The organism is Arsenophonus sp. ENCA (assembly GCF_002287155.1).
In the GTDB taxonomy this organism is placed as follows: domain Bacteria; phylum Pseudomonadota; class Gammaproteobacteria; order Enterobacterales; family Enterobacteriaceae; genus Arsenophonus; species Arsenophonus nilaparvatae.
This window is the reverse complement of the sequence record NZ_NHNG01000553.1, coordinates 1-8,090: the sequence shown is the minus strand read 5'-3', so window position 1 is coordinate 8,090 and position 8,090 is coordinate 1. Positions and strand designations below refer to the sequence as shown.

Annotated in this window: 11 protein-coding genes; all 11 read left to right on the top strand. The window is 37.3% G+C overall.

Annotated elements, in window-relative coordinates; translation table 11 throughout:
- Nucleotides 1-17 precede the first annotated feature (17 nt).
- The 11 genes from CBG25_RS21480 to npr all read left to right on the top strand — a co-directional run bounded on the left by CBG25_RS21480 (nt 18) and on the right by npr (nt 7,453).
- Complete coding sequence (locus tag CBG25_RS21480; RefSeq protein ID WP_366212646.1) at nt 18-176, top strand: hypothetical protein; 159 nt, start codon at nt 18-20, stop codon at nt 174-176.
- Between the two features lie 220 nt (nt 177-396).
- On the top strand, nt 397-1,386 hold the full coding sequence (kdsD, locus tag CBG25_RS14340; protein WP_290607459.1) for an arabinose-5-phosphate isomerase KdsD: 990 nt from the start codon (nt 397-399) through the stop codon (nt 1,384-1,386).
- A gap of 16 nt (nt 1,387-1,402) precedes the next feature.
- The gene (gene kdsC / locus CBG25_RS14335; protein ID WP_290607457.1) at nt 1,403-1,966 is read left to right on the top strand and encodes a 3-deoxy-manno-octulosonate-8-phosphatase KdsC; all 564 of its coding nucleotides are present in this window, start codon (nt 1,403-1,405) and stop codon (nt 1,964-1,966) included.
- A gap of 17 nt (nt 1,967-1,983) precedes the next feature.
- Nucleotides 1,984-2,574, top strand: a complete 591-nt coding sequence (lptC, locus tag CBG25_RS14330) for an LPS export ABC transporter periplasmic protein LptC (protein ID WP_290607455.1) — start codon at nt 1,984-1,986, stop codon at nt 2,572-2,574.
- Nucleotides 2,575-3,129, top strand: coding sequence for a lipopolysaccharide ABC transporter substrate-binding protein LptA (gene lptA, locus CBG25_RS14325; protein WP_290607453.1), 555 nt, complete (start codon nt 2,575-2,577; stop codon nt 3,127-3,129).
- A gap of 5 nt (nt 3,130-3,134) precedes the next feature.
- Complete coding sequence (gene lptB / locus CBG25_RS14320; protein WP_290607451.1) at nt 3,135-3,860, top strand: LPS export ABC transporter ATP-binding protein; 726 nt, start codon at nt 3,135-3,137, stop codon at nt 3,858-3,860.
- A gap of 64 nt (nt 3,861-3,924) precedes the next feature.
- On the top strand, nt 3,925-5,364 hold the full coding sequence (gene rpoN / locus CBG25_RS14315) for an RNA polymerase factor sigma-54 (RefSeq protein ID WP_290607449.1): 1,440 nt from the start codon (nt 3,925-3,927) through the stop codon (nt 5,362-5,364).
- A 22-nt stretch (nt 5,365-5,386) separates the two neighbouring features.
- Nucleotides 5,387-5,674 (top strand): ribosome hibernation promoting factor, encoded by a 288-nt coding sequence (hpf, locus tag CBG25_RS14310; RefSeq protein ID WP_290607448.1) that lies wholly within the window; start codon nt 5,387-5,389, stop codon nt 5,672-5,674.
- Between the two features lie 120 nt (nt 5,675-5,794).
- Nucleotides 5,795-6,262 (top strand): PTS IIA-like nitrogen regulatory protein PtsN, encoded by a 468-nt coding sequence (ptsN, locus tag CBG25_RS14305; RefSeq protein WP_032115660.1) that lies wholly within the window; start codon nt 5,795-5,797, stop codon nt 6,260-6,262.
- 67 nt (nt 6,263-6,329) lie between these two features.
- The gene (gene rapZ / locus CBG25_RS14300) at nt 6,330-7,184 is read left to right on the top strand and encodes an RNase adapter RapZ (protein ID WP_290607444.1); all 855 of its coding nucleotides are present in this window, start codon (nt 6,330-6,332) and stop codon (nt 7,182-7,184) included.
- Nucleotides 7,181-7,453, top strand: coding sequence for a PTS phosphocarrier protein NPr (gene npr / locus CBG25_RS14295; protein ID WP_290607442.1), 273 nt, complete (start codon nt 7,181-7,183; stop codon nt 7,451-7,453). The genes rapZ and npr overlap by 4 nt, the downstream gene beginning before the upstream one ends.
- The last annotated feature ends 637 nt before the right edge of the window (nt 7,454-8,090 follow it).

Here is an 8,090-nt window from a genome sequence, read left to right as displayed (position 1 = left end):
AAAAACAAGAAAATAAAATAATCTCGGGCATCCGTATTACGGTTGAACACGCCATCGCGGGTATCAAGCGCTTCGGTTGTATGACCCAAATTTTACGGAATCGTAGACCCTTTATTGATGATACCTTTTTACTCCTTAGTGCCGGTCTTTGGAATTTCCATCTCAGAACAGCCTAAAATTTACTTCAATCACCGAAATACCCTTATTTCACTATTAAGCAACACGCTTATTACATCGTCACAATAAACAAATTTTCAAATGTCATCATAGTGAAAAATGCTATTTTTTCTAATAATACAACGTACGGATAATATATTGATGACAGTAATACAAAGCGAGTGATATGAAAAAACGAGTCTTACTAAACATCTATTAACCCATATAATTAAATTAGTTATATCAAATTGGGGAATAAAAATGTCTGAAATTGATTTTCAAAAAACAGCGAAGAAGGTATTGGAGATTGAACGTAGCGGGCTTGCCAGTTTGGAGCAATATATCAATGATGATTTTAACCAAGCTTGTGAACTGATTTTCAAATGTACTGGCAAAGTCGTTGTTATGGGAATGGGTAAATCAGGCCATATTGGCCGTAAAATTGCAGCCACATTAGCCAGTACAGGAACACCGGCTTTTTTTGTCCATCCAGGAGAAGCCAGTCATGGTGATTTAGGCATGATTAGTCGTCAAGATATTGTTCTGGCTATTTCTAATTCCGGTGAGTCAAATGAAATATTAGCACTCATTCCAGTGTTAAAACGCCAACATATTGCGCTAATTTGTATGACAAAAAACCCTGCTAGTAGCATGGGAAAAGCGGCAGATTTTCACCTTTGTATCAAAGTACCGCAGGAAGCTTGTCCATTAGGTCTAGCGCCAACAACAAGCACAACCGCAATGTTAGTTATGGGAGATGCGATTGCGGTCGCTTTACTTGAAGCGCGGGGTTTTACCGCTGAAGATTTTGCACTTTCTCATCCAGGTGGCACATTAGGCCGCAAACTTTTATTAAGAGTGAGTGACCTAATGCATACCGGGAAAAATATTCCAAATGTTATGAAACAGGCAACATTACAGCAAGCATTAGTGGAAATTACTCGCAAAAAACTAGGTATGGTTGTGATTTGTGATGAAGAAATGCAAATTGAAGGTATTTTTACCGATGGTGACTTACGACGCGTCTTTGCAATGAATATTGACTTAAATAATGCCAAAATTACCGATGTAATGACAGCCGGTGGTATTAGGGTAAAACCCGATATGCTAGCGATTGACGCCTTAAATTTGATGCAACACCACCATATTACTTCCTTACTGGTGGCAAAAGCAGATACACTTATTGGTGTTATTCATCTGCATGATCTTTTGCAATCTGGCATCATATAATTATTGGAAATAATACATGAATAATGATAATAAAATCACAACCTGTTATGGCCCAATAGACCAACATATCGTTGAAAAAGCACGTCTTATAAAATTACTAATTTGTGATGTTGATGGTGTCATGACAGATGGCTTAATTTATATGGGGAATAATGGTGAAGAACTAAAAACATTCAATGTAAAAGATGGTTATGGTATCCGTTGTTTACTGACCTCGGCAATTGAAGTTGCCATTATTACTGGGCGTAAAGCTAAATTATTGGAAGATCGTGCCAAAACACTCGGTATTAATTATCTTTACCAAGGGCAAAGTGAAAAAAAATTAGCTTATAATGATCTGATAACCCGATTAAAACTCCAACCTCAACAGATTGCTTATATTGGTGATGATTTAATTGACTGGCCTGTCATGTCGCAGATAGGGCTTTCGATTGCGGTAGCTGACGCGCATCCAATGTTGTTAAGTAAAGCGCATTATGTTACATATCAAGCAGGCGGCAAAGGTGCGGTACGTGAAATTTGTGATCTGATCCTGCTTGCTCAAGATAAGATAGAAAATGCCCACGGTTTATCAATATAGGCAAAAACGAAACAACGATGAGCAAATTTAAGTTTTGGCTTAACATTATATTAACACTAATTGTTTTAGCGCTTATTGGCTGGAACTTAGCTGATTTTAATCAATCAAAAGCACCCGCTATGGTTGATAACAGCCAACCAAATTATCAAACTGGTAATGCCATTACCCATGTCTATGATCCAATGGGTAAATTGGCCTATAAGCTTATAACGGATGAGACGCACCACTTTTCAAGTAATAAAACCAGCTGGTTTATTAATCCAGTATTAACAACTTATGACCCCAAAAGTATCCCCACTTGGGCCGTACGCGCTAATAAAGCCAAATTAACCAACGACAACATGCTCTATTTATATGGTAATGTTCAAGTAAATAGCTTAAATCCAACTTCAGATTTACAAAAAATTTTGACGGAAAATGCCATCGTTAACCTAATTACCCAGGATGTTTCATCTGATGATAAAGTCACAGTAATTGGTATCGGTTTACGATCAGTGGGTATGAAAATGCGCGGTAATATGAAAACGCATACCGCTGAGTTAATTGAAGATGTTAAAACCTATTATGAAATCCCCAATAAGCAAACAGCTCCCGAAGGAAACAACTAAATGATATTGGCAAAAAAGATCTTCATTAATGTAGCATTGACTAGTTCAATATTCATATTAAGCTTGCCAGCAATAGCGCTGAAAAGTGATTCTCAACAACCCATTCAGATTGATTCAGTTAAACAGTCACTTGATTTAGAAAAAAATATTACCACATTTACAGAAAATGTTGTCATAAAACAAGGTTCTATAGATGTTCGAGCTGATAAAGTCGTTGTCACCCGTCCGAACGGCGATGCCAAAAAGATGGTTGTCGAAGCCTATGGTACGCCAGCCAATTTTTATCAATTACAAGATGATGGTAAACCGATCAAAGGTCACAGCGACAAAATACGTTATGAAATGGAGAAAGGGCTGGTCATCCTAACGGGTAATGCTTACCTTGAACAACTAGATAGCAATATTAAAGGTGACAAAATTACCTATTTAGTCCCAACCCAACAAATGGAAGCATTTAGTGATAAAGGGAAACGAGTAACAACCATACTGTTACCTTCCCAATTACAAGAAAAAGGCCCTGGGGTAAAAAGTACAAATAATAGTAAGAGTAAATAATAGAAATGGCGAAATTAACTGCGAAACATTTGGCAAAAACATACAAAAACCGCAAGGTTGTTGAAGGCGTTAGCCTGGAGGTCAGTTCAGGTGAAATCGTTGGTTTACTTGGGCCAAACGGTGCAGGTAAAACGACAACCTTCTATATGGTAGTTGGTATCGTTCCTCGTGATACTGGAAAAATTGCTATCGACGATGAAGATATAAGTTTGCTGCCGCTTCACGAACGGGCTCGTAGGGGAATAGGTTATTTACCACAAGAAGCCTCAATATTTCGCCGGCTAAACGTTTACGATAATCTGATGGCTGTATTAGAAATTCGTAAAGATTTAACATTCGAAGAAAAACAGCAACGTGCCGAAGAATTGATGGAAGAGTTTAGTATTACTCATTTGCGAAATAACCTCGGTCAATCACTTTCTGGCGGGGAGCGTCGCCGGGTAGAAATAGCCCGGGCATTAGCGGCTAATCCTAAATTTATTCTTTTAGATGAACCTTTTGCTGGTGTTGATCCGATTTCAGTATTAGATATAAAAAAAATAATCCAACACTTGAGAGATTATGGTTTAGGCGTATTAATAACCGATCACAATGTGAGAGAGACATTAGATGTCTGTGAACGTGCTTACATTGTCAGTCAAGGTCATCTTATCGCTCATGGAACTCCTAAAGCGATTTTAGAAAATGAACAAGTCAAACGCGTCTATTTGGGAGAAGGTTTCCGCCTCTAACCGTGACTAATTAAAGTTGGTAAATTTTTTTATTATGTTATTCCCAAGAGGCTAAGCCAATTTTATGAAACAGAGTTTGCAACTCCGACTCAGTCAGCAGTTGGCGATGACACCACAGCTACAACAAGCTATTCGTTTGTTGCAACTTTCAACATTAGAACTTCAACACGAAATTCAGCAAACTCTTGAAAGCAATCCTTTACTTGAACAAGATGACCTCTACCAGGAAATTGAAACATCAGATATTAATAATGACGAGCCAGCGGCACTAGATAGTTTTGACGCCATCGAACAAAATGATGTGCCAAGCGAATTACCTTTAGATACTAATTGGGAAGAAATTTATCCCTCAGATAACTATCCAACTCTAACCAATAATTTTAGTGACAATGATTTTCCTATCTATCAAGGAGAAACATTGCAAACGTTGCAAGATTATTTATCCTGGCAAGCATCATTAACACCTTTTACTGAAATAGATGCCGCGATTGCCACCGCCATTATTGATGCTGTGGACGATTCCGGCTATTTAAGCACCACTATTGAAGATATTTACGCGGGTTTAGCCCTAGCAGATATTACCCAGGAAGAAGTTGAAATTGTATTAAAACGGATCCAGCACTTCGATCCGATTGGCGTCGCAGCCAAAAATTTAAAAGACTGCTTACTAATTCAGTTATCAGCGTTACCTCGCGAGACTCCTTTTCTAAAAGAAGCTAAACTGATAATTAACGACCATTTAGAATTACTTGGCAATCGTGATTTTCGGCAACTTAGCCGAAAAACCAAACTAAAAGAAACGGCCTTGAAAGAAGTTATCGCTATGATCCAACGATTAGATCCTAAACCTGGGCAAATCATTCAAACTAATGAACCACAATATATTGTCCCTGATGCTCTGGTGCGCAAAATAGATAATGACTGGCAAGTAGCTCTAAATACTGAAAACATTCCACGCTTAAAAATCAATCAACATTATGCTTCTCTAGGGAAATACTCTGATAATGAAGAAGATAACCAATTCATCCGTAACAACTTACAAGATGCAAAATGGTTAATAAAAAGTTTAGAAAGTCGTAATGAAACTTTATTAAAAGTTGCCCAATGTATTGTTGAAAATCAACAACAGTTTTTTGAATATGGTGAAGAGCATATGAAACCTATGGTACTAGCGGATATTGCTTATCAGGTTGATATGCACGAATCGACGATTTCCCGTGTCACATCACAAAAATATCTACATAGTCCAAGAGGTATTTTTGAACTGAAATACTTTTTTTCTAGCCATGTTAACACTGATACCGGAGGAGAAGCCTCTTCTATCGCTATACGCGCGCTAGTAAAAAAACTCATTGCGGCAGAGAAACCTGCAAAACCCTTGAGTGATAACAAATTAACGAGCATACTAGCAGAACAGGGTATTCAAATTGCTCGTCGTACAGTTGCTAAATATCGAGAGTCTCTATCCATTCCACCCTCTAATCAGCGTAAAAAACTGATTTGAATTAACTGAGAAGGAAGATACTATGGAATTTCAAATTACTGGCCAAAATATTAAAATTACCGAAGCATTACGCCAAACCGTGGAAGATAAATGTTCAAAATTTGAACAATATTTTGACCATATCAATGCTATTCATGTAATTTTAAAAGTACAGAAATTTAATCAAATTGCTGAGGCAACGGCGAAAGTGAATGGAGCAGAACTACATGCTTCTGCTCAAGAAGATGATATGTATGCGGCAATTGATGCCATGGTAGAAAAAATGGCGCGCCAGCTTACTAAATACAAAGAAAAATTGAAACAACATTAATCTGTGTTATTAAACAACAAGGGCACTATGACACTAAATGTAGATTATCGATGTTAGTATCGTTCATGCCAGATATTCATTATGGATATCTGGTATAATTGCCCTAAGTGAATAAATCCAATGAACAGTGAAAAAAAATTATCATTAAGCTCGGTATTAACACCATCTTGTACACTAAATAATGTACATTGTACGAGTAAAAAACGAGCACTAGAAATTATTAGTGAAGTTGCTGCAATTGCACTGAATGTACCTGAAAGTGTCGTTTTTGACTCATTATTAACCCGTGAAAAAGTCGGCACAACCGGTATCGGCGGAGGTATTGCAATCCCACATGGCAAATTAAATGAAAACAATTCATCCGACGCAGTTGGTGTTTTTCTCCATTTAGATGAACCTATTGCTTTTGATGCCATTGATAATCAGTCAGTCGATTTACTGTTTGCATTATTAGTTCCTTCAGAGCAATGTAAAACACATTTACATACTCTCTCTTTAATTGCCAAACGGTTGGCTGATAAGAACCTATGTCGTCGTTTACGCGCTGCGCAAAGTAATGATGAACTCTATAAAATCATTACTGAATAACTGGTTTCTAAAAAATCTAAGCCAAATAATGATTTTTCTTTGTGAAGAAACTTAAGGGGTATGACTCATGGTGCTGATGATAGTCAGTGGCCGTTCTGGTTCAGGTAAATCAGTTGCTCTACGGGCACTGGAGGATATGGGTTTTTATTGTGTTGACAATCTGCCCGTTATTTTACTGCCAGAATTAGCAAATTCACTTACTGAACGACAAACTTCTGCGGCCGTGAGTATTGATGTTCGTAATATGCCAGACAACCCAACAATTTTCGAAAATGCGTTAAAAAATCTACCGGCTAGTTTTTCCCCACAATTACTTTTTCTTGATGCCGACCGTAATACACTGATCAGAAGATATAGTGATACACGCCGTTTACATCCACTCTCCAATAAAAATTTATCATTAGAAAATGCTATTGATGAGGAAAATGATCTATTAGAACCACTCCGCTCACGCGCAGATTTAGTTATCGACACCTCTGAAATGTCAGTACATGAACTGGCTGAAATGCTTAGAGCACGTTTATTAGGTAAACGGGAACGTGAATTGACCATGGTTTTCGAATCCTTTGGCTTTAAACATGGTATTCCGATCGATGCAGATTATGTGTTTGATGTCCGTTTTTTACCTAACCCACATTGGGATCCTAAATTACGTCCTATGACAGGTCTCGATCGTCCTGTTGCTGCCTTCCTTGACCGACACACAGAAGTGCATAACTTTATCTATCAAACCCGTAGTTATCTTGAATTATGGTTACCCATGTTAGAATCTAATAACCGTAGCTATTTGACGATTGCTATCGGTTGTACCGGAGGTAAACACCGTTCAGTTTATGTTGCCGAACAACTGGCTGATTACTTTCGCTCTAGAGGCAAAAATGTTCAGTCGCGTCATCGGACGTTAGAAAAGAGAAAGTCATGACTGTCTATCACCGCATTATTATAAAAAATCAACAGGGTATGCATGCCAGGCCAGCAATGATGCTCTGTGAACTAATCCAACAATTTAAATCTACAGTGCTGTTGCGCAATTGCCATAATGTAGAAGCTCAAGCAGATAGTGTTATAGCGATGTTGATGCTAGATTCAGAACAAGGTAGCTATATCGATTTTGAAGTAACCGGTCCAGATGAAGAACAGGCACTAGCAGTAATTATTCAACTTTTTCATCATAAACTTGAAGATGATTAACCAGTCTTTTTCAAAAATTTAATTCAATCAACGTTATTACAGCCACCTTTCACCGCTATTAACTACCTCAATCTTAAGCGATATCTGCTAACACTATTATTCTCTCTATGTCATCTAATACGCTGTGGCAAATTGAGTAAAAGTCATTCTGCCACACTAAAATGCTACTGAGTTGGCATCACCCCATCGATAACTTCCACGTCATCAGATAATTTCTGCTCTTGCTGTAAATGCCTATCATTTTAACCGTTCAATTTAGCCAAATCTTCTCATTCAGCGACAGCTGCATATTACCATGCATGCAGATCACCCAATAACATTAAGCCTGTTGCCAAATAGTGAACTCGCGCTGCTTTAAACAAAAACGACTCACATACACCTCAAAAACACGAGAGTGGTTCATTTTTTAATCTAAAATTGATTATTTTTAATTCAAAAAATGGCTATTTTATAGTCAACTTTTAATATTTTGATAAATTGCAATTAATCCGATTATTTGGCAACAGGCTTATAATACTAAAAGGAATTTTTAACAGAACAGGATGATTTTTTTCGCCTTTCATTTTCAAACCTCAAAAGAAATGAATTAAATTTACATGTAATTGCGTATTATATAATTAAGTTATAACTATATTAA